The organism is Candidatus Pelagibacter communis (assembly GCF_012932795.1).
Classification (GTDB): Bacteria; Pseudomonadota; Alphaproteobacteria; order Pelagibacterales; family Pelagibacteraceae; genus Pelagibacter; species Pelagibacter ubique_S.
On record NZ_LANA01000001.1, the window covers coordinates 579,921 to 604,606 of the forward strand.

Sequence of the window (24,686 nt, forward strand, 5' to 3'; positions counted from 1 at the left end):
AAATGAGTATCAGAGATAGCAATCCATATGAATTAAAAACTAAAGAAGACAAAGGCTATTTTTATGAAGAAAAACCGAATGATTATTTAACATCTGATGAATTTATTTCTTATTTAAATAAAAAAAAAATTTTAATTGATAGAGCAGATAATTTACCTCGATTTGCTAATAATAATAATATTGGAATGGCAAAATTAAAAAGAGAAGGAAGAGATGGTTCAACACCAACAATTTATAAAATACCATCGGATTCTAAAATTAATGAAATCTTAGAAATAATGAAAAATAATAATAATTCTTTATTAGGGCGAAAAATTTTAAAACAAAAAAAAGAAAAAATATTAGAAATTTTTGATAATGCTCCTAGTGCAGCAGAATATCAAAAAAAAATTGATGCAGCAGTAGGTAAAGAAGAAAAATCTAAGATTCGAAATGAAAAAAATAAAGAATGTTTAACAAAGACAACTATTGCAAAAAAAGTTGAAGAAATTCTTGATGTAAGTTGTAATCGGAAATTAGTAAAATCTGTTTTAGAAACAAAAAGATCTTCCAAATTAGAAAAGTTGAACAAGATCGTTAATGCAGAAGATTAATTTAAAGAAGAAGTTTTTATCTCCTTCACAGTTGATAGGGTTCCTTAATTGTAATTATCATACAATTCATAATTTAAGAGGCACTCCAAAAAAAGAAAAAACAATAAGTATTAAAGCTTTATTTAAAAGAGGTCTGAATCATGAAAAAGATTATTTAAAAAAAATAAAAAAAAATAATAAAAATGTAGTTGAAATAGATCAATCACTATCAAATGCAGACCAAGAAAAGCAAACTCAGAAAGCAATTAAAAATGGTGCAGATTTAATTTACCAGGGATGTCTAATAGAAAACAATTGGATAGGAAAGCCAGACTTTTTAATAAAAAAGTTAAATGAAAAAGGTGAACCTTATTATGAGGTGACTGATACAAAAATATCATCTCAAGTTAAAGTTGACCACCTCATGCAAGTAAACTCTTATGTTGATTTATTAACAAAATATCAAGATGGTGTTGTTGGAGAGAAGACAAATATTGTTTTAAAAAACTTTAAAGAAAAATCATTTTCTTTAAACGAAACGATGAATTATTTTTCTATTAATAAAGAAAAATATGAAAATTTTTTAAATAGTAAATCCATAGATAAAATTAAGCCTAATAAATGTAGTTATTGCCAATTTTGTGACTATCAAGATGCTTGTAAATCGGAATGGGAAAAAAAAGATAGCTTAAACTTGGTTGCTGGTATCCAAAGAATAGAAATTCAGGCTCTAGAAGACAGTAAAATTTTAACCATGCATAAAGTAGCAGGTTTGGATAAAAAAAAGAAAATAGAGGGTATAAAAGATTATAGGCTTACAAAAATAATTAAGCAGGCAGAGCTTCAAGTTTATAATAAAAAAACAGGTGAAAATAAATATGAATTATTTCCAGTTGAACCTCTTCGTGGCTTTAACAGATTACCTCAAAAAGGATCTTGTGATTTATTTTTTGATATAGAGGGTGCCCCCAGCTTTGTTTATGAAGATGGTTTACAATACTTATTTGGCTTGCATTATATTGAAAATGATAAAGCAAAAAGTAAATTTTTTTGGGCTCATGATCGTGATGAAGAAAAACAATTAATAATAGATTTCTTAGACTTTGTTACAAATCATTTATCAAAATACCCAGATTCTTATATTTTTCACTACCACAATTATGAAGAAAGAGCCGTTAAAGATTTAACATCTTTTCATAAAGTAAAGATGAGAGAATTAGATAATTTATTGATAAAAGAAAAATTTGTTGATCTTTATAAATGTGTAAAAGAATCTATGCAGTGTTCTTCCGAGAGTTATTCATTAAAAGATATAGAAAAATTTTATAAATTTGAAAGATCTGGAGATGTTAAAACGGCATCAGAGTCAGTTGACTATTATGTAGAATATATAGAAACAAAAGATAAGAAAATTTTAGATAAGATTGAAAAATATAATGAAGAAGATGTTCAATCAACAATGCATCTAAGAAATTGGCTTTTAGATGAAGCAAGGCCTGACAATGTTGAATGGTTTACTCCAGCAGAGCAAAAAGAAGAAAAAGAAGAACATAAAGATTGGGAGCAAACCGCAAGAGAACTTGATGAAAAAATAGATAAATCTAAAATTGAAAGTGATTTAAAAAAATTATTCTCAAATATTCAAAATTATCATAGAAGAGAAAATCGTCCAGACTGGTGGGCCCTTAGAGAGAGAAGATATAAAAATACAGATGAATTAATCGATGATGCTGATTGCTTAGGTGGTTTAAATTTGATTGGTGAACCAGAGCCAATAAAACAAAGTTTATTATATAAATATAAATTTCCAGAACAAGAATACAAAATTAAAAAAGGTCAATTAGCTACTAATGCTCAGTGGGTTGATTTTGATAAAAAAAATGCAGGAGAGATAATTAGTATTGATGCTAAAAAAAGAATTTTAGAAATTAAAAAAGGAACTGGAATTGATAGAAAGACTGGGTTAGCTAAAGAAAATTTACCTAAATTATTAAATTTAGGACCACCAAAACCAACGCCACCAGATAAGCTAGAGTCTTCAATACAAGAGTTTATAAAAGAAACAATTTCTAGCAATAAGACTAACAAGTATTTAGCAATTTTAGATATTCTTAAAAAAGAAATTCCAAATATAAAAGGGTTAAAAAAAGGCGAAAATTTAGTAAAAACAGATAATTTTGAAAAAGAAATACCATTAGTTATAGAAAACTTAGATAATTCATTTGTTGTTTTGCAAGGGCCTCCGGGTACTGGCAAGACGTTCACAATTGGATGTTCAGTCATTCATCTTTTAAAAAAGGGTAGAAAAATAGCAATAAGTGGAAATTCTCATAAAGTAATTATCAATTTATTAGAAGCTATAGAAAAAGAGGCTATTAAACAGAATTTTAAATTTAAAGGTCTTAAACAAAAAGGATCCCTAGAAGAACATATTTTTGATGGAGAGTTTATAACCACTCAATATATAGATCATAAAGGTAAAAAAAGAGACAATGATGATAGAAATTTTATTAAAGCATTAAAAGAAAATAGTCATAATTTATTTGCAGGAACAAAATATCACTTAAGAAAGGAATTTTTTGATCAAGAAATAGATGTTTTGTTTATTGATGAAGCAAGCCAAGTATCTGTTGCAGATGTTGTGGCTATGGGTAAGTGTGCTAAAAATATTGTATTAGTTGGAGATCAACAACAATTAGCAATGCCCTCAAGAGCAGTACATCCTGGAAAAATTAATAAAAGTATTTTAGAGTTTTTAGTAGAAGATGATACTATATCACCTGATAGAGGAATATTTTTAAACACTACAAGACGATTACATCCAAATATAAATAGTTTTACAAGTAATAGTTTTTATGATGGAAGGTTAAAATATCATCCAGATACAGAAAAAAGAAAAATAATTCTACCTAAATCAGAAAAAACCTTTAAAGACTCAGGAATATATTACCTACCTATGAATCATAAAAATAGATCACAATTATGTGAGGAAGAAGGTCAAGAAATAATTAAACTATATGATAAATTTTTAAAAGGAAAATTTATTGATGAAAAAGGTAAGGAGTCTAATATTGATATAGATTCTATTTTAGTTATAAGCCCTTACAATGTTCAGGTAAATTATTTAAAAGAAATATTACCTAAAGGTGCCAATGTCGGAACTGTTGACTCTTTTCAGGGGCAGCAAAGACCGATTTCAATTTTATCAATGACTACAAGTGATCCCGAAAATCTTTCTCGAAATCTAGAATTTTTCTATTCACGGAATCGATTAAACGTAGGTATCTCCAGAGCACAATGTATCAGTATTATTTTGATGAACCCTGAACTTTTTCATTTACAAGTTAAGAAACCTGAACAAATTAAACTTGTTAATACACTAATAAAACTAAAAGAATATACCGTAAGTTAATTTTTCTTTTTTATAAATTCAAAAAATTTATGCATATATTTACATAATTCACAATCAGCTGTTGAAGCAGGAATTTTATTTGTTTCTAGAAAATTTTTAATTTCCACTACTGTGTTTTCAACCCAGTTAAAGTCTCTCATATCATAAGGAACTAATGCATATTCAAAATCTAATTTATTATCAAAAATCTCTTGTTTGAGGGTTGCATTAACATAAAAAAAGTAACTTCTTTGGTGAATTTCAAGTCCTAGCTTAGATAAAATCCATGCATAAATTTCCGCCTGTCTTTTATAACCAATCAGGTAAGGGGCATTAAACGCTTTTAATTTTTCAAAATTTGGGGTGTGGGTTGATTTATAATCCACAATATGTATCTTTTTTGTTTCATTATCTTCCCATAGATCATCTACAGACCCTGCAACAGTTATATTAGTTTCCTTATGGTGAAATCTTGCCGCTTTAAAAGGTTCCCTCCAAACGTCTAATTCAGGATGACTATAAGGAATAGCATCAATATTATTTTCCTCTAAATATTTTGTTTTTATTTTTTTCTCTCTAGCTACATCATGTTCAACTTTTAATAGTGCATCAATTCTTGAGTTTAAATTGTAAGGAAAAGGTTTAGGTCCTTTAATTCCTAATCTCATATCTAAATAAGCGCATCTCTTACATTTTAGATAAAGGTCAATTTTTGACCGTGACATTATAAAGGGTTTAGTAGACTCAGGGTTGTATTTTGATGACCATGGAAAATTTTTATCAAAAACAAACATCAACTAACTATATCGATTTTTTTAAGAGAGCATAGCATCTAAATAAAAATTTATATTTAGAATATTTATATGATGACAATTTATTACTTGAATAAAATAAATAAAAAATTTATATATGATTCATGATAATTTTTAAAGATGAGGACTGGGATAATAAAATTAAAAACGAAGATATTAGTGTGATTCAATATAGTGCAATTTGGTGCTCGCCTTGCCAATCATTAAAGCCAATAATGGCTGCATTTTCAGAAAAATATAAAGATAAAGCTAATTTTTATTATGCAGACGTCGAGGAGGGAGCTTTAAACCATGGTGCTTCTATCGGAATTCGGGGCGTACCCTCAACTATTGTGTTTCACAAAGGCAAAGAGGTTGACAGACTTGTGGGAAATCCAGGTGAAGCTAAAGTAAAAGAATTCCTAGATAAGAATATTTAATTATTTTTAAGAACATATCCTATCCAATATAAACTTCCCATGAATACAATTATTTTTTTTTCTTTAGAGTGTAGTTTATTCAAAGAGTCTTTTAAATTTTTAGCTATATCTACATTATAATTTTGTCTTAAAGCAATATTTTTAAGCTCTATAGAAGAACATGCATTTTTTTCATTTGGTATTCTAATGGTAATAATTTTTTTAAAAATACCTTTAAAATTTTTTAAAAATTCATTAGGTAGTTTATTTTTTTGCATTCCCCAAACGCAATAAATTGGCATATTAAGAGTTTTTAAATAATTATATAAATTTTGTGCACTTGTGTTTGAATGGGCACCATCACATAAAATTTTTTCATTTTTGTTTACTAATTTTTTTAATTTACCTTTTTCTAAATATTGTAAACGCCCTTCAAATTTAATTTTTGGAATTGTTCTTTCTATTAATTTTGGATCTATTTTTTGATCTAAAGCTATTTTAATTGCTAGACCAACATTATCTATTAATCCTTTGCTGTGAATATAATTAGATCGAATAGATATTTTATGTCTATTATCTTTATAATAAATATTTTTATCTTTATAAATAATTCTCCATATTGAAGGATAAGTAATAGTACTTTTATTTTTCTTTAATATTCCTTTTATTATTCTTAAAGTTTTAGGGTTTTGTTTACCTATGTAGATATTTGTTTGATTGCTTAAATAGCCTACTTTTTGTTTACAAATTTCATTTATAGTTTTTGGTGAAATCCATTCTAAATGTTGCTTATTGATATTTGTACAAGCCTGAAGGATAGGTTTTTTAAAAATGTTCGAGCTGTCTTTTTTGAACAACAAGCCACTTTCGAGAATATTGTATGAACATTTTGCTTTAGCTGCCGCTAAAACATATATTAAAGTCAATAACTCAAATAAGCTTAATTTAACTTTTAACTTACTAATTTTTTTTTCATATTTTTTAATTTCATTTAATGAGATAAATCTATTTTTTAACCATATTCTAGATCGAAGATCATATAGATGAGGACTGATAAAAGTTGAAGTTGATTGACCATTTGCTTCTATGAAATACTTAAGCGAAGTGAGACAGCTAAACTTGCCATCTGATCCCAAAATATTGCAGGGCCTTATTAGTTTAAGATCTGGGTTATTTAACAGACTCAGAGCTTTTTTTATTCTAGATAATCCTAAGGTTATTCTTCGACTATATTTTTTTTGTAATTGGTTATAGTAAACTTCAGTATCAACCATGATTAATTTAAATTAATACGATTATGAAGCTTCTGTAAGTGTTTTATTATTTTCTGTAGTTTCATTTTCTACAGTTTTTATAGCAGAATTCTTTTTTAACAATATTGATAAAATTTTACCTAAAGTTGGGTAAATATCTTTTCTATCTAACACAAGATCAATTTGCCCAGATTTATTTCTTGCATATTCAACCGTTTGAAAATTTTCTGGTAATTCACTGGGTGTTTGTGCTTGTACGATTCTCCGACCAGCAAAAGCATAGGTTGCACCACTTTCCCCCACACAAATATCTGAAAGAGAAACTATACTTGCTGCAGTTCCACCCGTCGTAGGACTCGTTACAACAACACCAAAAAATAATCCAGCAGCTTTAAGTTCATTTATTGCAATCGTCATTCGTGTCATTTGCATCAAGGATAAAATATTAGTCATCATTCTCATGCCCCCCGAGGCGCTGACAAAGATATAAGGAACATTTTTATCTATTGCTTTTTGAACTGCGGTTAATACATTTTCTCCCTCCGCCATGGATATCGATCCTCCAATAAACTTAAAATCTACAGCACTCATAACAACATCAATATTATTTATTCTAGCTTCACAAGATAATATTGCATTGGCTTGCCCTGTAGTTTTTTTTGCATCTTTAAGACGATCAATATATTTCTTTGTATCTTCCCATCGATAAGGATCTGATGGTGGCTCTGCAGACTTTATTTCTAGCCAATTATTTTGGCCGAACCACATATTATAACGAGACGTAGGGCTTATATAATGATGAAAATTACACTCTGGACATACCATATTATTTTTTTTTAAACTTTCTTTATCAGTCGGCATACCATGACAAGATATATATTTAGAATTAGCTTGTTCCAATTTTGATGGAAATTTTTTTGCTATAAATTTATTAATATTGTTGCCAAATTTTGAGTTTGAAATTTTTTTTAAAATCCAGTTCATATTTATTCCAATACGTTAGTAAAACTTTTAATTAGTTTGCCAACATTTTGTGTTAATAGTTTGTCATTAAGGTTATCTTGAATATATTTCACAAATGCCGATCCCACAATAACTCCATTACAGCCACTATTAGACATTTTTTTTGCATCTTCAGGACTTTTAATCCCAAAACCAGTGCAAATTGGAATATTAGTTAAATTTCGGATTCTTTTTACAAAATTTGTAACATCAGTTTCACTTGCTGATTTAACTCCCGTTACTCCAGATACATTCACTTGATATAAAAAACCAGAGGCTATATTAACAATATCCTTAAGTCTTTTGTCATCAGTAGTAGGAGCAGCTAATTTAATGAGTGATAATCCATTTTTATTCAAAGCATCTCTTAACTGATTTTCTTCTTTTAGTTCATGAGGAGCATCCACAACTAAAACAGCATCGGCACCTGAAACTTTAATATCGTCTACAAAGTTTGAAATAGGGTACTTGTATAAATTTGCAATATAGCCCATTAATACAATTCCTACATCCTGATTGTAATCTCTTATATTCTTAACTAGCTTAATAATATCATTAAGATTATGACCTTTATTTAATACATAGTCGTGAGCGGCTTTAATAATAGGTCCTTCTGCACTTGCCTCTGAAGTCACGTAACCCACCTCCAGAATTGAAACACCATTATCAATTGCTTGCTTGATTAATTCTAAACTTATTTCAGGAGTAGGGTAGCAACCCACAAAATAAGAAACTAATTTTGTTTTAGGAAGTTTTTCAGTAAAAATTTTTTTAAGTCTATCACTCAAAATCTTTACCAATATGTTCTTGAATTGTATTAAGGTCTTTTTCACCGGTGCCACATAGGTTCAAACAAATAAGATAATCTTTAGGTTTATTCTTTGCTTGTTTTATTAATTCAGCTGCACCAGCCATTGGTTCAAGTGCACTACAAATACCTTCAGTTGAAGCTATAAGCTTATAAGCCTCTAAAATTTCTTTATCAGTTGCACTAGTATACTTAACAATACCTTGATCTCTTAAAAATGAATGTTGAGGCCCAACGCTAAAGTATTGAATGCCTGCTCCTAAGGATGAACCACCTAAAGATTTAGATCCATCATCCGTTTGAAGCATATAAGTTTTCATTCCCTGCATAATCCCTGGCGTTCCATTTGATAGCGCAGCAGTTTCAGCAGCCTCTACACCAATCTTAATTATTTCAGGTTCGTCTAAAAACTCATGTATCATGCCAATCAAATTACTGCCACCGCCACAACATGCAATTAGCATATCAGGAAGTCTACCTTCTTGTTCCATTGACTGTTCTCTAATTTCTCTTCCGATTACACTTTGAGCAAATTGAACGATTCTAGGATATGGTGCGCTACTCACAACTGATCCACATATATATGCATAGTCGGGATTACTTGAAAAAGTTTTAATGGCTTCTGTAATTGCTTCCTTTAAAGTTCCTGGTACACTTTTTAATTCTGCCCCATAATGCTTAGCTTTAATTATATTTTGGTTTACCCTAGCTATATCTATATCGCCCATCACGCCGGTTAGAGGCATATCAAATTTAGCAGCTACTGCCGCTGTGGCAGAAAAATGTTGGCCTGCCCCAGATTCGCAAATCAAAGCACGCTTTTTCATTCTTTTTGCTAGTAATACTTGAAATAATGAGTTGGTCACCTTGTGGCTTAAGGTGTGATTAAGATGTTCTCTTTTAAACAAAATTTTTGCTCCACCTAATTTTTTTGTAAGATTTTCCGCATAGTATAGTGGTGAAGGTCTACCAATATAGTGTTTACAATGATAATCAAATTCATCTAAAAAACTTTGATCTTTGATTGCTTCTTCAAATCCTTGGTTTAGCTCATGGAGAACTGGCATAAGTGTTTCTCCAACTGCCATTCCACCCATAGCACTCTCACCTGAACCAAAATAACCTAACTCATCTGGACCTGTTTTATAAGAATTTTTTGTCATAATTTTATTTAATAATTTATATTATGAACTGTATTTAAAAATTTATCAATTTTATATAGGTCTTTTTTCCCTTCTTCATTCTCACATGATCCGCTTATATCAATTATAAAAGATTTATCCTTAAAATTTGAAACATCCTCAATTTGTATATCGCCTGCGATCATTTTTTCTAAGTTATTGGGTAATTTATCTAAATAAGAATGATCAAATGATTCACTTTTTTCATAACCTTTACTATCAAATAAAATAATATCTGAAATTGACTCAAATTTTTTATATTTATTTACATCTTCTTTATTTTTTACTGTAATAGCAGTAATAATCTTTTTATTATATTTTTCTTTTATTGATATAACCTCAGATGGAGTGCAATCATAAAGTTGATAATAATCGAATGGTAAATCCTTTATTCTTTCTAATATATCTTCATTAGGTTTAACCAATACAGCAACATATTCTGATTTTCTTTTATCAACTTTTAATAGCTCTTTAAGCTTTTCGTGCTCAACAAATCTTTTTGATTTAGGCCAATTACAAATAAACCCTATCATCTTAGGTGGGGTAGGATGGGAGGTTAAAAACTCTAAAGTTTTAGAATCAGAGACCCCACAAATCTTGCAGGATAGGATCATTGATTTAAATGATTAATTAATCTTTTAATGTTATTTTTGATATTACCCTTTATCAATGATCTTCCCATTACGATACCAGAAGCTTTAGCTTTAAAAGCTTCGTTAGGAGTCATTACTCTAGATTGATCGTTTGCATCATCTCCCGGTAGTCTTATTCCTGGTGTAACAATAAATAATTTTTTATATTTTTTTCTAACTATTTTTGCTTCTTGTGCAGAACACACTATGCCAGCTGCACCAGACTTTTTTATAAGATCAGCTTGTTTTAATACTAATTGCTTAACAGTTTTAGTATGGCCAATTTCTTTAAGTGATTTATTATCAAGACTTGTTAAGATTGTAACTCCTAATACTTTTAAATTTTTATTAATTATTTTTGCTTTTTTTGTAATAGCCTTAAGCATTTCAAAACCACCACTTGCATGGACAGTGATATATTTACATCTTTTTAAATCTTTTAAACTATCCATTGCAGATAAAGCAGTTTGTGGAATATCATTTATTTTTAAATCTAACCAATAATCTTTTTTAAAATTTTGAAGAAAAGCTCTCCCATTTTTTGAATAAAAAAACTGTAAGCCAAATTTTGGAATTATTTGAAGTTTATTAGTTTTAGTATTATTGATTATTTTTTTTATCTCTTTTAAGCTTGATGTATCAAATGCTAAAAAGATATTTTTATCAGTCATTGTTTAATTTATTAAACATTTCTTTTGCCATTTTAAAGTGAATTGTTTTCTTTTCTGGTGTATTTACTTTTTCACCAGTTTTTGGGTTTCGAGATATTCTAGCTTTTTGAATATTTGTTGAAAACATACCAAAGCCTCTTAGTTCAACGCGGTCTCCACGTTTTAAAGCTTGTTTAATTTCATTTAGGACGATTGAAACTACTTGGTCGAGATCTTTTTTTAAGAAATTTGGGTATGATTTTTTGAGTTGATTTAGAAGCTTTGATTTTACAATAGCCAATTTTTAGTCTTCTTTTTTCTTTTTCTTTAAATCGTCAGACAAAGATGAAAAAGGTAAGTTTTTACCACTTGCTTCAGAGCCATATGTATCTAATGCTACTTTTCTGTCTATTTCTTCAAGTAATTTAATACTTAAAACAGCTTTTCTTTTTTCAAAATCTAACTCAGCTATAGCACAATCAACAGATTCATTACCTGTCCAACGAGTACTTCTTTGGTCTGCAGCTGCTACCGCAATTTGTGATTTTTTAATAACAAAATCCATTTCCATTCCTACAGGTCTTACAACTAATCCTTTATTATCAGTTGAAATAACTTTAACCGTGATTGTGTCTTTAACTTTTTTACCTTTAAACCAATCAAAAGGATCAGGTTGAGTTTGACGTAAACCAACTCTAACTTTTTGTTCATCTGATTTTACTTCTAACACTTTAACTTTTAATTTATCTCCAATTTTATATTTGGCTAATTCCTCTTCCGCATTTGTAAGATATGTAAGATCGTTACAATGCAAGAATGCATCAATATCTAATCCATCGACCTTTAAAAAGATAGAATATTCATTTTTACTAGAAACAATACCCTCAACTTCAGAGCCAACTTTTTTTTCAAATGCTTTAAAGGGGTTTTCAGTTGTTAAACGGTGGCTGATTGCAACTCTTCTTTTTTCTTTATCGATCTCTGTAATTACACAATCAATCTCGTCGTTAACTTTAAGCATCTTTTTTGCTGATACATTTTTCTTTGTCCAACTTAATTCACTCGAATGCAATAAAGTTGATAATCCCTTTTCAAGTTCGCAGAAGGCACCAAAGTCCATAAGTTTAACAACTTTAACTTTATAGGTTTTGTTTAGTTCATAATTTGAAATATTTTCAAAAGGATCTGGTGTAAGTTGTTTTACTGAACAGCCAACTTGTAATTTTTCTAAATCTACACTAATTACTTTTAAGTCATGTTTTTCACCAATAGTAAAAACTTCATCTGGGTGGTTCACTCTTGAATAAGATATTTCCTGAAGATGGACAAGTACATCTAGTTCACCATTAACATTAAAAAAACAACCAAATGAGCTGTAACCTTTTACCTCAGCTCCTTTAATTAAATCGCCAACTTTAAATTTTTCAACTATCTTAATTTTATCCTCTTTTTTAAATGTAGAAATAACCTCTCGTCTCGAACAACAAACATTGCCACGCTGGCGATCAAGTTTAATTAGAGCAAATTTTTGTGGCTCATTCATTAAATGAGTTATATCTTTTAATGGTTTGTCGGATATTTGTGATCCAGGTAAAAACATCAGAGACCCAGTATCAATATGCTCTACAATGCATCCTCCTTTAACACGTCCCGTTATCTTACCCATAACAGTTTCACCTTTATCATAGGAAGCCACTAAGGACTCCCATCCGGCGATCTTCATTGCTTTAGAAGCTGATACTAACACTTCACCTTTTTTATCTTCAAGTCTTTCAAGAAGGACTGAAATTTTCTCTCCAACTTTTGCTTTATCAAGCATACCCATACTTTTTAATTCATTGATATCTAGTATTGGTTCAGATTTTAACCCTGGAACTTCAAGGAATACAAAGTTTTCAGTTACTTTATTTACAACACCAGCAATTATCTTTCCTTCTTCGAGGTTTGCAGTTTTAGTAAATTGTGAATTTAGTAGTTTTTCGAATTCTTTTGAGGCAGGGTTTGAAAGATCTTTATAAATTTCCATTAAGCTTTTAGTTTCATATTCATAATTTGTTTTATTTTTAAAAAACATGCTCTTTTAGTGTGCTTCGTAGTATTTATCAATACTGAATCTTTCGTTTTCTTTAGAGGTGAGACTTTCCTATTATAGTCACTTTTATCACGTTTTTTGATACTTTTTAAGACTTCATTGAAAGTTACCTCTTTTTTTAAACTTTTTAACTCTTTATATCTTCTTAATGCTCTAGTTTTTGTATTAGCAGTAATAAAAAACTTGAAATCTGCATCAGGAATTATTTTATAAGTAATATCTCTTCCATCCAAGCATGAGCCATTATATTTTTTAGGAGGATTGTACGCACTTTTAATTTGGAACGCATGAACAAGTTTTCTTATTTTTTTATCTTTTGATATCACAGAGGCCATTGTTCCCACCTCATCAGACAATAAATTACTATTTTCTAAATCATTGATACTTAATTTCCTCATTATTTTTTTTATGAAGTTGTGACTGTATCTTTTAGGTTGGGTAAGTTTAATATTAGCAATTAATCTATAAATTTTGCCTGTATCTAAATAAAATAAATTGAAGTGTTTAGAGATTAGTTTTGCCTGTGTCCCAGCACCCGCTGCAGCAGGAGAGTCAATTGCAACTTTAATTTTATTTTTCAATTTCATTAGGACTTATTACTTATTTTATTAATAATTTTTAAAAAAGATGGAAAAGACGTATTAATTGACTCTTTATCATAAATTTTCCACTGCCCACCACAGGTTAAAGCAGCAATTGTACTCATCATAAAAACTCTATGATCTTTTAGGTATTTTTTAATTATGATTGTTTTTGTAACTTTTAAATCTGGTTGACCATAAATTTTAATAGAGTTTTTTGTTAATACAGTTTTTACACCCATCATATTTAAAATTTTAGATCCCCAAATTAATCTTGGACTTTCTTTTTGATTTAACTCGGCAATATCCTTGAAGTAAGAAACGCCTTTTGCTTTAGCGGCAACTAAAAAAATTACTAAAAATTCATCTATAGCACTGCTATTTAAACTCGATGGACAATTTATAGCTTTAAGATTGTTTGAACTTTTAATTAAAATATCAGAAATTTTTTCTCCTCTATAGTTTCTTTGTTTTTTAAGTAATATTTTAGCTCCCATCCTTTTTAAGATAGTAACAGCTCCTAGTCTTGTAGGATTAATATTTACATTTTTGATTAAAAGCATTGAACTTTTTGTAAGTGTTGCCAATACCATAAAAAAAGCACTAGAGCTTATATCACCTGGAATTTGATAATTAAAAGGTTTGATTTTTTTTGGTTGTTTAATTTCTATAAAATCGTATTTTTTAGTTTTTTTAATTTTAATTGGTATTTTTAGGTATTTAAAAAGTAATTCAGAATGGTCTCTAGATTTTTTAGCTTTAATATATGTAGTTCCCGGTGCATTAAGTGCAGCAAACATTACGCTGCTTTTACATTGTGCCGAACCTCTATTTTCTAAGTAATTGATGCTCTTTATTGATTTTGAGCCTAATATTTTCAATGGTAATTTATTCTTGATTCTATAATCAAATTTCGCCCCAAATTTTTCCAAAGGTTTAGTTACTCTTGAAAAATCTCTTTTGGATAAACTTTTATCACCAATCAATTTAATTTTTTTTGGTGTTTTAATCAACAAACCTAACAATAATCTTCCAAGAGTTCCTGAGTTGCTAGCATCTAATGTTAGATTTTTTTTATATTTAAAACCATTAATTCCATTTCCTAATATTTCACAATAATTTTTATTATATTTTGTTTTAATGCCAAGTTTTTTTATAGAATTTAATGCAGCAATAACATCTTCAGACATTAAAAGATTATAAGCCTTTGATTTTCCAATAGCCTGAGAAGCAAGCAAAACCCATCTAATAGATAAACTTTTATCTCCTTCAATTATAATTTTTTTATTAAAAGATTCTATTTCTTTATCTATTTTTAAATATCTGGTCATGGTAATTATCTCAGAATGAATGAATCACCAAAATATGCAGATCTTGCTTCAGAATTATTAATAAGTTCTGTGGGTGTTCCTGAGGCTACAATTTTGCAATTTGAAAGCACTAAACTAAAATCACAAATTTTTAAGAGATCTCGTGCCGCGTGATCACATAATATAATTGATATATTACTTTCACTTTGCAAATTAACAATAATTTTTTGTAGCATCTTAATGGTCATTATATCTAGCGCTGCAAACGGTTCATCTAGAAGTAAAATTTTTGGACTACCTAAAAGAGCTAGTGCAATAACTAATTTTTTTTTTTGTCCTCCAGATAAATGATTAGCTTTAACATTCATAACAGGCTCTAATTCAAATTTAGATATCATGGAATCTATTTTCTCATCTCTGATTTTCTTATCACTAATCAATATTTGACCAACTGAATTTAAATTTTCAAGAAGTGTTAAATCATGAAAATATCCAGAATTTTGGGGGCAATAACCCAATTTAAACTCCTTAGTTCTTAAATAAATTGGATACTCGTTAACATTCGTTGAGCCAACTATTATCGAGCCATAGTCTGGTTTTATTAATCCTATAATTAAATTAAATATTGTTGATTTACCAACACCATTGGGACCAAGTAAGCCAAGCACTTGACCTTTATTTAGATCAAAATTAATATTGTCTAAAATTTTCCTTTTCCCAAAAGATAATGACACCTTTTTAAGGCTCAATATAGGTTTTTCATTTTTGAATGATTTTATTCTAAATTTTTTAATTATAGCCATTAATTTACACTAACTATTTTTACTTTTTTTAATTTGTCATTCATAAAAATCTTTGAGTCTTTTGTAATTAAATCAAGTTCAATTTTATCTGCCCACATATTTGTATTCATGTTATTAAAGATAACATTGTTATAAATTGTTGCCAGGTTTTTATCAGGTAAAAAATCTAAATTATCGGAAGTAATTTCGTGTTCACCATAAGTGATCAATATATTGTCATAAAATTGAGTATTAAAGTTAATACTGTCATAGATGGCATAATCAGAAGTAATTTTAATTATTGAAGAGTCTGGCATATTTATAAATGCAGTTACATATTTCATATTAATTAGGTTTGGGTTTTCAACATTTAGCTCTCCTTCTTTAGATTCGATATTGTAGCCTGATCCATCCTTTGCATCCACCGTGTACTTGATATTATATATTAAGTTAGAAATTTTTTTTTCTTTATCAATTTCACTTTTTGAGTTGAGGGAACCATATGAGGCCGTGGTGCTTTGATTTGAGTCAAACTTTTTATAGGAAATAAAAACAATCCCTATTATTAAAGTTAAGATCAGTAATTGTAAAAACGTCTTTTTATTCATCAACCAATATTGTTATCAAGTAAGTTATGAATATGAACGATTCCTATTGTTTTACTTTTATTAGGCAAACCATATACGCATAGGCTTGTAATCTTTTTTTCATTCATGATAGCTAGTGCTTTTATTGCTAGTATTTCCTTACTAACTTTTATTGGATTTTTAGTCATCACTTTTTTAATTTGTAACGAATGTAAAAAGTTATTTTTTTGACTCACTCTTCTTATTTGTCCATCAGTAATAATACCCGTTGTATTCCCTTTATTATTTTTTACTATTAAAGTTCCCAACTTTTTTTGAGTAATTATTTTTAATGCATCTTTCATATTAGAGCCCTCGTTTATGAAAGGAATTTTATCTTTTGTTAACATTAAATCTTCAACGGTCTTAAGTTGGGCACCCAAACTTCCAGACGGGTGAAAATTTTTAAAATCTTTTTTGCTAATTTTTTTTTTGTTTAATGATGCAACTGCTAATGCATCACCAATACTTAATTGATTGATAGTGCTTGATGTAGGGACAATGCCAAGACCAGCCTCAGCTACCTCTGGAGTCAACAATTTAATATCTGATGCTTTATATAAAATAGAGTTTTTTTTTGATACTATGCCTATTAATTGAATTTTATTTCTATTCGCATATTTTATAATATTTCTTAACTCTTCTGAAGAACCAGAATAACTAATTAAAATCAAAATATCTTTTTTAGAAATACTTCCTAAGTCCCCATGGGAGCAATCATTAGCTGAAAGTGAAAAAGAGGGAGTACCAACGGAAGATAAAGTGGCAGAAATTTTAGCAGCTATTAGTCCGCTCTTTCCAACTCCACATAAAATTACTTTAGATTGACAATTTACAATTGCATCAACTGCTTCATTAAAAGAATTATTAATTGAACTTTTTAATTTTTTAAGAGCTTTAATTTCTAAGTCAATTACATTTTTTGCAACTTTTTTATAATTTTTTTTTTTCATTTAATGGGACCATATATCGTCTTTAAATAAAGCTAAATCAAGATCAACTCTAGTTTTTAGAAATTTTAAACAATCTTCATATAAATTAAGTCTTTTTTCTCTAACAAGAATTTTTTGTAATTCCTCATGAATTTTATGAAGATAGACAACATCATTTGCACAATACTTGAGTTGAGCTTGAGATAATTCACCACCAAAATCTGAACTTTGAAATTGCTTGCTTATATCAATATTAATAAATTCTTTAATCAGTGTTTTAAGAGAATGACTATCAGAATAGGATCTGCCAAGTTTCGAAGCAATTTTAGTATCAAGGATATTTTTTGTATCAGTTTTTAAGTAATATTTGATATGTGCCATATCTGCTCTTCCATAATGAAATATTTTAGCGATGGATTCGTCACAGAGTATTTTATTTAAATTAGGAGCATTATAGTTTTCTCTATTCAGCTGAATAATGTGTGCATCAGAATTTCCACTTGATATTTGAATAAGACATAAAGGATCACGCTTAACATTAAGACCCATAAATTCTCCATCGACTGCAACAATCTTGCCTAAATCTAAATCTTCTGGTAGATCATTCTTGTGAAGTTTAATATCAATATTCATTTTAGATTATATATATATGAAAGTAAAAAATTGTCTAATTTTTGGCGGTAGTGGTCAAATAGGGCGTAATTTAATTAGGAAGCTTACTAAAAATAATTATAAAGTTACTGTCGTTACAAGAAACTTTCATCAAAGAGGATATGTAATCAAAACTCAAGCTAATGCTGGTTATATAGACATTGTTGAAGCTAACATTTTTGATGAAATTAAAATAAGAAAATTATTTTCAAAAACTGATATTTGTATAAATTTAATTGGTATCTTGTATGAAAGTGGTAGGGGAAATACTTTTAAAAATATTCACGCTATTTTTCCTTCTATTTTATCTAAACTTTGTAAGGAATATAAAATTAAACAGTTTATTCATTTATCCGCATTGGGAATTAATGATGCTATACTCTCGAAGTATGCAAAAAGTAAATTAGAAGGTGAGCTAGATATTCAAAAAAATTTTCCAATGGCTGCCATATTGAGACCATCTGTAGTTTATTCTGTAGATGATAATTTTACTACAAATTTTATGACTTTACTAAATAGACTTCCGTTCTTTCCACTTTATTATAATGGAAACACCAAATTTACTCCGATTCATTGTTCTGATTTAACAGATATCATTTACCATGTTATTTCTAAAAATATAAATTCTAAAATAATTGAGTGTGTAGGTCCTGATATTATTACTTTAAAAGAAATTTTAAAAAAATTATTAAAGTTGATTAACAAAAATAGACTATTGATTCCCCTTCCTTTTTTTATGGCTAATATATCAGCAAAATTATTTCAATTATTTCCAAAACCATTGTTGACAGTAGACCAACTCACTCTTTTAAAGTATGATAATATTCCTTCAAATAAATATAAAACTAATTTTGATTTAGGAGTACCAAGCACAAGAGTGTTTGATCAGGAAGTTGAAAAATATTGTTATATGTGGAGAGAGGGTGGTCAATTTTCCACAAAAAAATATAATCCTACCAATTCTTAATAGAATTTTTTTAATTTAAATTGTATAGTTTTTAATATGATTATAAATATTATTTATATCTCAATATTTTTTATTTTTTTATTTTTATCATACTTAATTATCAAGTCTATTTTGACAGGTATGGACGGAAAAAATAAAAATAAAAAAAATTAGTTTAGCAAGAATTGTTATTATGCAGTGCTAACTTTTTTTTCTATATAGTGTGGAACTTCTTCTTCTTTATCAACAGGCTCTTCTTTTCTTCCCTTAGATTTTTCTTGATAAGCATATAGTAAGTGGAGCTTGCAATAAGAAAAATCTTTTAAAGAGGTCCTTCCACAAAAATAAAATGACTCTTCTTCGGGATGTCCGATAGGCCATTTACAAGAAGTGTCATTTAGCTCTTCTAATTTTTTAGGGTTTTCAGGTTCAAAATCTTTCTCAATAAGTAAAGACTTAAACTTACTTTTTTTCCCTTGCTTTTGTTTAGAAATATTTTCTCCTGAGCCATTATTTAAACCTTGGTTTGAAGAAACATTTCTAGTTTTAATTTTAGATGACAAATTTAATCTATGGGCCTTACCAATAACTGCATTTCTACTAATACCACCAATTATTTCGGCAATTTGACTTGCAGTATTGCCTTTTCCCCAAAGCTCTTTTAGCTTATTAACTTTTTCGTCGTTCCAACTCATAGTCTATATTTAGTATGTTAATTAAGTTTAATAACTATATACAGATCACATAAGAATATAAAAAAAACAATAGATAGTTTCGTTTTGTGCACAATTTTATCAAAATTTATATATGATTACCTATGGTTGAATTGAATAAAAAATATCAAATTAGCAGAAAAAAATTTGGCTTTATAAATTGGATTGGTTTTAAAAGTTTATGGTTTAAGGAATGCAATAGGTTTATTGCGGTTTGGCAGCAAACATTGCTATCTCCACTTGTATCAAGTTTGTTATTTTTATCAGTTTTATCTTTAGCTTTAGGAAATAATAGAGGTGATGTTTTAGGTTATTCTTTTATGAGTTTTTTAGCACCAGGATTAATCGCAATGAGTATTTTAACTCAATCATTTAGTCACTCAGTATCTTCTTTAATGATTTCAAAAATCCAAGGAAATATTGTAGATATGCTTTATGCGCCTTTATCAGCGTTAGAAGTTTCAATGGCAATAATATTAGCAGCTCTTACAAGAAGTTTTTTAATTGCCATAATTTCAATATGTGTTTTCTCTTTATTAGTTGAGATGCCAATAAATAATATTTTATTTATTTTTATTTTTGGTTTCTTAAGTGCATTTATACTAGGGAGCTTAGGTTTTATCACTGGTCTGTGGGCTGAAAAATTTGATCATACAGCAACTGTCACAAATTTTGTTATTACTCCACTAAGTTTCTTGTCTGGCGTATTTTATTCTATAGAAAAACTTCCTCCTTTTTTTCAGACAATTAGCCACATCAATCCATTTTTTTATATGATAGATGGTTTTAGATATGGTTTTTTGGGAAAGTCGGATGGTTCAATAAATGTTGGATTAATCTATTTAATAATTTTAAGTATTGCAATCTGGTACTTGGCTTTTTTTCTTTATAAAAAAGGTTATAAAATTAAATCTTAAAATATGAGTGCTCTAGCAAAAAATTATAACAGAAGAAAAATTTCTTTTAAAAGAGGTAAGGGTAGTTTTTTGTACTCAACTAATGGGGAAAAATACTTAGATTTTATTCAAGGAATTGCCGTAAATTCTTTAGGACATACTAATTCGCATTTAGTAAAGGCAATTAATAAACAATCAAAAAAACTTTGGCATGTATCAAATGCATTTATAATTCCTGAGGGTGAAAAGCTAGCTGCAAGACTATCAAAAAAATCTTTTGCTGACTTTGTAATATTTCAAAATAGTGGAGCAGAGGCAACCGAAGCAGCAATCAAAGTCGCAAGAAGATATTTTTATTCAATAGGACAACCTAAAAAAAATAGAATTCTTTGTGTTAAAAATTCTTTTCATGGAAGAACATTAGCAACAATTTATGCTAGTGGATCAAAAAAAATGACAGAGGGTTTTGGACCCAAAGTTGATGGATTTGATCATTTTAAATTTGGAGATCACATATCATTAAAAAAATCTATAACAGATAAAACAGCGGCTGTTATGGTCGAGACTGTGATGGGAGAGGGTGGAATTAAGGTTATTCCAGATTGGTGCTTAAAGGGATTAAGAAAAATATGTAATGAGAAAAAAATTTTATTAATTTTGGATGAAGTTCAATGCGGAATAGGAAGATCTGGAAACTTTTTTGCCTTTGAAAACTCTAAAATTAAACCTGATATTGTACCGATAGCAAAAGGTATTGGTGGTGGCTTTCCACTTGGGGCAGTTTTAATGAATAAAAAGGTTGCTGCCGGAATGACAATTGGATCACATGGCTCAACATTTGGTGGAAATCCATTAGCAATGTCTGTTGGAAATGCGGTACTAGATCAAATATTTAAAAGAGGTTTTCTTGCCAACGTTAAAAAATTGTCAAAATATTTTCATTCTGAGTTGAATAAATTGAAGGTGGAGTATCCAAAGATAATTAAAGAAGTAAGAGGCGTAGGTTTGCTCATTGGATTACAGTTGCATAATGATCAAACAAAATTTATTCAAGAATTGCTAGATAATAAGTTATTGACAATTAGAGCTGCAGAAAATGTTATAAGAATACTTCCTCCACTAAATGTTAAAAAAAAAGAAATAAAAACAGCTATAAAAATAATAAGAAAAGTTTGTTCAACTCATAAATAAAAATGAAACATTTCATTACGCTTAAAAATATACCTGCCACAGATTTAAAAAAAATTGTAAAAGATGCAAAAAAAAGAAAAGAAAAAAGAAGAAAACTTAATAACCTTGACATCGATAAAGATAATCCCTTAAAAGGAAAATTACTTATTCAGATGTTTGAGAAAGCAAGCTCAAGAACAAGATTGAGTTTTTACTTAGCTATAAAACAATTAGGTGGTGGAACAATTACTATTAAAGCTAATGAATTACATTTGGGTAGGGGTGGTGAAAGTTTAGCAGATACAGCAAAAATTTTGTCAACTTATGGTGATGGCTTCATGTTAAGAACTGATAGTGATAAAAAGATAAAAGAATTTAGTAAATATTTAACAATACCCATTATTAATGGACTAAGTCCGTCATCACATCCAACACAAGTGCTATCAGATATTTTTACAGTTGAAGAAATTAAAAAAAAATCTATTTCAAAATTAAATATTTGTTGGGTTGGAGATTCAAATAATGTTCTTAATAGTTTAATTGCAGCATCAGTTAAGTTTTCGTTTAAATTAAGTATTGGCTGTCCTGAAAATTATAGACCTAAAAAATCTATACTTGATTGGGCAAAAAAGAATAAAGGAAAAATTAATATTTATAGTGATGTCACAAAAGCAGTAAAAAATGCAGATATTATTTTTTCAGATAAGGTTATTTCTTTAAATGATAAAGTTAATAAATCAAAAAAAATAAAAGATTTTAAGAATTTTCGAATTAATTCTAAATTAATTAGTTTTGCTAAAAAAGATGTAACTTTTTTACATTGTTTGCCAAGAGGAACAGAGGTCTCTAATGAAATTTTTTTAGGGAAAAATTCAAAAGTATGGTTACAAGCGCTCAATAGAGTGCACGTTCAAAAAAGTATTTTGTTATATTGTTTTGATAAATTAAGGTAATGGCTTAGGACTATCACTATTTTGATTCATATATTTAATCACAGATGCTCTATCTTTTTCTTTTCTCAAACCAGCATAAGACATTTTAGTTCCCTTTAGATAAGAAGCAGGTTTTTTTAAGAAACCATTTAATTCTTCAAACGTCCATTCCCTATCATATGAAGCTAAAGTTTTAGAGTACTTATAATCATTTACACCACCCACTTTCCTTCCAACAACATTATACAGTGCTGGGCCAATTTTATTTTTTCCACCTTTTTTTATTGAGTGGCATGCTGCACATTTTTTGAAAATTTTTTCACCACCTGCTACATCACCTAATGCCATAATTGCAGCAATATCAACTTTTTCTACTACTTCAGTTGTTTCAGATGTTCCCGAGGCCACTTGGCTTTCTATTTTAACTTGATATCCAGGGTTTTTTGGTTTCTTCACATAAAAAACACCATCTGCAATCTTTCCTAGACCGATTACAAGTAGTGCAACCATTAAAATTGCAGCAATAATTTTATTTAGTTCGAACGAATCCATTTAATTATAATTATTTTGGACATATAACATGATAATTAAAAAATACTTAATTTTTAATTTTATAATTTCGCGTCTGTTAGACGCATAAAAGTGGAAATTTTATAATGACAAAAACACTAATATTAATACCCTCAAGAATAGCAGCTACTAGGTTACCAGGTAAACCACTTTTAAAAATTAACAATTTATCAATTATCTCCCATGTGTTTAAAAGAGCGGAAGAAGCTAATATTGGTGAAGTGGTAGTGGCAACAGATAGTCAAAAGATACTTAAAGATGTTATTAAAAATGGAGGTAGAGCGATTTTAACAAATAAAGATCATAAAACAGGCACAGATAGAATTTATGAGGCTTATGAAAAACTAAACATAAAAGGTATTGATTATATATTAAACTTGCAGGGAGATGAGCCTGATATTAATAAAGATGATATTATTAAATTAAATAATCAGATGATTAGTCATGATGCTAAATTAGGGACATTAGCAGCAAAAATTCAAGATAAGAAAATACTAAATAATAAAGATATAGTTAAGGTCATAACAGAAAGAAACCTAGAAAAAAATGATTTTCCAACAGCATTAAATTTTACTAGGAATGATTTATCAAAAGATAATAAAAATATTTACCATCATATTGGAATTTACTCTTACAAAACAAGTATTTTAGAAAAGTTTGTTAAATTTAATCAAACGAAAAATGAGAAAGAAAATAAATTAGAACAATTAAGAGCTTTAGACAATAAACTTAAAATTAATGTAGCTTTAGCAAAATTTTCTCCTATCGGAGTTGATACGATGGAAGATTATCTAGCTATAAAAAAAATTATGGAATATAAAATATAAAATGACTAAGATTTATATTCAAGGAACCTTTGGGGCTTATTCACACTTAGCAGCGCTCGAAATTGATCCCAAAGCAGAAGTTGTGCCATGTAAGACTTTTGACGAGTGTTTTTTAAAAGTATTGTCAGAAAGTGACTCACGAATGGTAATACCTGAATCAAATCGCATCACAGGAAATATTGGTATAGAATATTTAATTTTTAAATATAGATTGAATATTTATGCAGAACATTTCCAAAAAATTGAACATAATTTATTAGGGCAGCCCGGAGCTAATTTAAATGACATAAAGGATGTTTATTCTCATACACAAGGACTATCACAATGCTCGAATTTTATTAAAAAAAATAAATTAATTGAACATGTACGTGCGGATACAGCTGGTTCTGCTGAAGCAATCTCTAAAAAAAAAAATAAGAGTGAGGCAGCAATTGCCTCTTCACTAAGCGCAAAAATTTATAAACTTAAAGTACTTGCACCTAGCATTGAAAATGAAAAAGGCAATACAACCAGATTTTTAGTTATGGGCAAGGATATTCTTCAACCAGATTATAGAGATAATCGGTACATAACATCTTTTTTATTTAAACTAAAAAGTAAACCTGCAGCTTTGTATCAATCTTTAGGAGGCTTTGCGATTAATGGGGTAAATTTAACAAAGCTTCAAAGTTATCCAGAACAAAATTCATTCGAGTCTTATTTTTTTTTATGTGATTTAGATGGACATATAGAGGATCCAAAAGTTCAAAAATCTTTAGAAGAATTAGGGCTACATTGTCAGGATTTTCACGTGTTAGGTGTTTTTGAGGCTGATAAATTTAGAGATAAGTAATTAGTAAACTTTTCTTGTAGATTAGAAAACATTACTGCTATAATAGTTTTGGAGGCTAGAGGTGAATGCTGCTTGAACCCGACCAGATCTTAACGGAAGCAATCGTAGAGACAGATTTTTCAGGTTC

26 protein-coding genes are annotated in these 24,686 nt (G+C 28.7%); 9 read left to right on the forward strand and 17 right to left on the reverse strand.

Annotated features, from left to right (window positions below; all coding sequences use genetic code 11):
* Positions 1–2: 2 nt before the first annotated feature.
* Together VP91_RS03055 and VP91_RS03060 are read left to right on the forward strand one after the other, a co-directional pair.
* Positions 3–593 carry a hypothetical protein gene (locus tag VP91_RS03055; protein WP_169035967.1) on the forward strand — a complete coding sequence of 197 codons (591 nt, stop codon included), beginning with the start codon at positions 3–5 and terminating at the stop codon, positions 591–593.
* The gene (locus tag VP91_RS03060) at positions 580–3,984 is read left to right on the forward strand and encodes a TM0106 family RecB-like putative nuclease (protein ID WP_169035968.1); all 3,405 of its coding nucleotides are present in this window, start codon (positions 580–582) and stop codon (positions 3,982–3,984) included. Before VP91_RS03055 ends, VP91_RS03060 begins: the two co-directional genes overlap by 14 nt.
* Here the strand turns inward: VP91_RS03060 and VP91_RS03065 are convergent.
* Positions 3,981–4,757, reverse strand: coding sequence for a PD-(D/E)XK nuclease family protein (locus VP91_RS03065; protein WP_169035969.1), 777 nt, complete (start codon positions 4,755–4,757; stop codon positions 3,981–3,983). The two genes, VP91_RS03060 and VP91_RS03065, sit on opposite strands and share 4 nt — an antisense overlap.
* Before the next feature lie 122 nt (positions 4,758–4,879).
* Here VP91_RS03065 and VP91_RS03070 point away from each other — a divergent pair, with 122 nt between their 5' ends.
* Entirely contained in the window at positions 4,880–5,194 is a 315-nt protein-coding gene (locus VP91_RS03070; RefSeq protein WP_169035970.1) for a thioredoxin family protein, read from the forward strand.
* Here VP91_RS03070 and VP91_RS03075 read toward each other — a convergent pair.
* The 14 genes from VP91_RS03075 to VP91_RS03140 are packed head-to-tail and all read right to left on the reverse strand — an operon-like array spanning position 5,191 to position 17,655.
* On the reverse strand, positions 5,191–6,447 hold the full coding sequence (locus VP91_RS03075; protein WP_169035971.1) for a hypothetical protein: 1,257 nt from the start codon (positions 6,445–6,447) through the stop codon (positions 5,191–5,193). The genes VP91_RS03070 and VP91_RS03075 overlap by 4 nt on opposite strands.
* Before the next feature lie 21 nt (positions 6,448–6,468).
* Complete coding sequence (locus tag VP91_RS03080; RefSeq protein ID WP_169035972.1) at positions 6,469–7,410, reverse strand: acetyl-CoA carboxylase carboxyltransferase subunit beta; 942 nt, start codon at positions 7,408–7,410, stop codon at positions 6,469–6,471.
* 2 nt (positions 7,411–7,412) lie between these two features.
* Entirely contained in the window at positions 7,413–8,216 is an 804-nt protein-coding gene (gene trpA, locus VP91_RS03085; RefSeq protein ID WP_169035973.1) for a tryptophan synthase subunit alpha, read from the reverse strand.
* The gene (locus VP91_RS03090; protein ID WP_169035974.1) at positions 8,209–9,399 is read right to left on the reverse strand and encodes a pyridoxal-phosphate dependent enzyme; all 1,191 of its coding nucleotides are present in this window, start codon (positions 9,397–9,399) and stop codon (positions 8,209–8,211) included. The genes trpA and VP91_RS03090 overlap by 8 nt, the downstream gene beginning before the upstream one ends.
* Positions 9,400–9,407: 8 nt before the next feature.
* Positions 9,408–10,031, reverse strand: coding sequence for a phosphoribosylanthranilate isomerase (locus VP91_RS03095; protein WP_169035975.1), 624 nt, complete (start codon positions 10,029–10,031; stop codon positions 9,408–9,410).
* Entirely contained in the window at positions 10,028–10,720 is a 693-nt protein-coding gene (gene pyrF / locus VP91_RS03100) for an orotidine-5'-phosphate decarboxylase (protein ID WP_169035976.1), read from the reverse strand. Before pyrF ends, VP91_RS03095 begins: the two co-directional genes overlap by 4 nt.
* Complete coding sequence (locus VP91_RS03105; protein ID WP_169035977.1) at positions 10,713–11,000, reverse strand: HU family DNA-binding protein; 288 nt, start codon at positions 10,998–11,000, stop codon at positions 10,713–10,715. Before VP91_RS03105 ends, pyrF begins: the two co-directional genes overlap by 8 nt.
* A gap of 3 nt (positions 11,001–11,003) precedes the next feature.
* Positions 11,004–12,773, reverse strand: coding sequence for a S1 RNA-binding domain-containing protein (locus VP91_RS03110; RefSeq protein WP_248289208.1), 1,770 nt, complete (start codon positions 12,771–12,773; stop codon positions 11,004–11,006).
* Positions 12,725–13,378 (reverse strand): (d)CMP kinase, encoded by a 654-nt coding sequence (locus tag VP91_RS03115; protein ID WP_169035978.1) that lies wholly within the window; start codon positions 13,376–13,378, stop codon positions 12,725–12,727. Before VP91_RS03115 ends, VP91_RS03110 begins: the two co-directional genes overlap by 49 nt.
* Positions 13,378–14,703, reverse strand: coding sequence for a 3-phosphoshikimate 1-carboxyvinyltransferase (gene aroA, locus VP91_RS03120; RefSeq protein WP_169035979.1), 1,326 nt, complete (start codon positions 14,701–14,703; stop codon positions 13,378–13,380). Before aroA ends, VP91_RS03115 begins: the two co-directional genes overlap by 1 nt.
* Before the next feature lie 5 nt (positions 14,704–14,708).
* Positions 14,709–15,485, reverse strand: coding sequence for an ATP-binding cassette domain-containing protein (locus tag VP91_RS03125; protein WP_169035980.1), 777 nt, complete (start codon positions 15,483–15,485; stop codon positions 14,709–14,711).
* Positions 15,485–16,072 carry an LPS export ABC transporter periplasmic protein LptC gene (gene lptC, locus VP91_RS03130; protein ID WP_169035981.1) on the reverse strand — a complete coding sequence of 196 codons (588 nt, stop codon included), beginning with the start codon at positions 16,070–16,072 and terminating at the stop codon, positions 15,485–15,487. Before lptC ends, VP91_RS03125 begins: the two co-directional genes overlap by 1 nt.
* The gene (locus VP91_RS03135) at positions 16,072–17,043 is read right to left on the reverse strand and encodes a KpsF/GutQ family sugar-phosphate isomerase (RefSeq protein WP_169035982.1); all 972 of its coding nucleotides are present in this window, start codon (positions 17,041–17,043) and stop codon (positions 16,072–16,074) included. Before VP91_RS03135 ends, lptC begins: the two co-directional genes overlap by 1 nt.
* A complete protein-coding gene (locus tag VP91_RS03140) occupies positions 17,044–17,655 on the reverse strand; it encodes a ribonuclease D (RefSeq protein WP_169035983.1) in 612 nt (203 codons plus the stop codon).
* A gap of 16 nt (positions 17,656–17,671) precedes the next feature.
* Between VP91_RS03140 and VP91_RS03145 the strand changes: the two genes are divergently transcribed.
* On the forward strand, positions 17,672–18,640 hold the full coding sequence (locus VP91_RS03145) for a complex I NDUFA9 subunit family protein (protein ID WP_169035984.1): 969 nt from the start codon (positions 17,672–17,674) through the stop codon (positions 18,638–18,640).
* A 170-nt stretch (positions 18,641–18,810) separates the two neighbouring features.
* Here the strand turns inward: VP91_RS03145 and VP91_RS03150 are convergent, their stop codons facing one another.
* On the reverse strand, positions 18,811–19,314 hold the full coding sequence (locus VP91_RS03150) for a GcrA family cell cycle regulator (protein ID WP_169035985.1): 504 nt from the start codon (positions 19,312–19,314) through the stop codon (positions 18,811–18,813).
* 122 nt (positions 19,315–19,436) lie between these two features.
* Between VP91_RS03150 and VP91_RS03155 the strand changes: the two genes are divergently transcribed.
* From VP91_RS03155 to argF, 3 genes are read left to right on the forward strand one after another with little or no spacing between them, the layout of a single operon-like run.
* Positions 19,437–20,249 carry an ABC transporter permease gene (locus VP91_RS03155; RefSeq protein ID WP_169035986.1) on the forward strand — a complete coding sequence of 271 codons (813 nt, stop codon included), beginning with the start codon at positions 19,437–19,439 and terminating at the stop codon, positions 20,247–20,249.
* A gap of 3 nt (positions 20,250–20,252) precedes the next feature.
* Positions 20,253–21,419: an aspartate aminotransferase family protein gene (locus VP91_RS03160; protein ID WP_169035987.1), complete on the forward strand. Its 1,167-nt coding sequence runs from the start codon at positions 20,253–20,255 to the stop codon at positions 21,417–21,419.
* A gap of 2 nt (positions 21,420–21,421) precedes the next feature.
* A complete protein-coding gene (gene argF, locus VP91_RS03165) occupies positions 21,422–22,351 on the forward strand; it encodes an ornithine carbamoyltransferase (RefSeq protein WP_169035988.1) in 930 nt (309 codons plus the stop codon).
* On the opposite strand, the gene VP91_RS03170 is transcribed toward argF, so the two are convergent.
* Positions 22,343–22,882, reverse strand: coding sequence for a c-type cytochrome (locus VP91_RS03170; protein WP_169035989.1), 540 nt, complete (start codon positions 22,880–22,882; stop codon positions 22,343–22,345). The genes argF and VP91_RS03170 overlap by 9 nt on opposite strands.
* A gap of 104 nt (positions 22,883–22,986) precedes the next feature.
* Between VP91_RS03170 and kdsB the strand changes: the two genes are divergently transcribed.
* Positions 22,987–23,727, forward strand: a complete 741-nt coding sequence (gene kdsB, locus VP91_RS03175; protein WP_169035990.1) for a 3-deoxy-manno-octulosonate cytidylyltransferase — start codon at positions 22,987–22,989, stop codon at positions 23,725–23,727.
* A 1-nt stretch (position 23,728) separates the two neighbouring features.
* A complete protein-coding gene (locus VP91_RS03180; protein ID WP_169035991.1) occupies positions 23,729–24,559 on the forward strand; it encodes a prephenate dehydratase domain-containing protein in 831 nt (276 codons plus the stop codon).
* The last annotated feature ends 127 nt before the right edge of the window (positions 24,560–24,686 follow it).